The organism is Vibrio sp. Vb0937 (assembly GCF_033338855.1).
This window is the reverse complement of sequence record NZ_JAWOTK010000447.1, coordinates 1-1,049: the sequence shown is the minus strand read 5'-3', so window position 1 is coordinate 1,049 and position 1,049 is coordinate 1. Positions and strand designations below refer to the sequence as shown.

Sequence of the window (1,049 nt, the reverse complement as noted above, 5' to 3'; positions counted from 1 at the left end):
GAAACAATGCCTCTAGGCACCGTTGGTCTGCTCATGGCAGGTCTGTTTGCGGCGACCATGTCTTCGATGGACTCTGCACTAAACCGTAACTCAGGTATTTTCGTTCGCAGCTTCTACTCAAACATCGTGCGTAAAGGCCAAGCTTCGGATAAAGAGCTACTGCGTGCTGGTCAAATCGCATGTTTGGTGAACGGCATCCTCGTTATCATGATGGCTCAGTTCTTCAACTCATTGAAGCACCTAAGCTTGTTTGACCTAATGATGCAAGTGGCGACGCTACTTCAATCACCAATCCTCGTTCCATTGTTCCTTGGCATCATCATTCGCAGAACGCCGAAATGGGCACCATGGGCAACAGTTGTGGTTGGTATGTTTGTCTCTTGGTCAGTGGTGAAAATCTTCACTCCAGAATTTGTTGGTAGCTGGTTCGGTATGGATGAGCTAACACGCCGCGAAGCAGGTGAAATGCGCACAATGATCACCATTGCTGCTCACCTTGTCTTTACTGCTGGTTTCTTCTGCCTATCGACTCTGTTCTACAAAGAAGAAACAGACACGCACAAAGAGACAACGGCGGAATTCTTTAAAGATGTGGACACCGAGTGTGTTGCAGAAGAAGGCCAAGACATTGTTGACCGCATGCAACGCGCGAAATTGGGTACGCTGGTTATCTACATGGCCGCAGGTTTAACACTGATGGTGTTGATTCCTAACCCACTATGGGGCCGCCTATTGTTCCTTGCTTGTGCAGCGTCAGTCTTTGCTGTGGGCTACGGCTTGAAGAAGAGTGCCAAGCTAGACACGCAGCCCTCTAAAGTAGCCGCGACAACGACCCAATAATCTGAATTTTTGTTTTGGCTGCCCTCGCTTGGGCAGCCCTTTTGTGGAGATATATTATGGCTAAAGGTGATGTGATTACTCTCAACTTCGAAACGTTTGTTGATAGTGATACCCAAGTGAAAGTGACGCGATTAACGCCAACGGACGTGATTTGTCACCGTAACTACTTTTACCAGAAGTGCTTTACTCAGGATGGAAAAAAGCTGCTG

Annotated in this window: 2 protein-coding genes; both read left to right on the top strand. The window is 47.9% G+C overall.

Going from position 1 to position 1,049, the window contains the following annotated elements; translation table 11 throughout:
- The coding region (locus R7P67_RS26400) for a sodium:solute symporter family transporter (protein WP_411912824.1) at positions 1 to 840 on the top strand (840 nt) is incomplete at its 5' end.
- Positions 841 to 896: 56 nt separating this feature from the next.
- Positions 897 to 1,049, top strand: a 153-nt coding sequence (locus R7P67_RS26395) for an oligogalacturonate lyase family protein (protein WP_318086525.1), incomplete at its 3' end; no start/stop codon positions are given.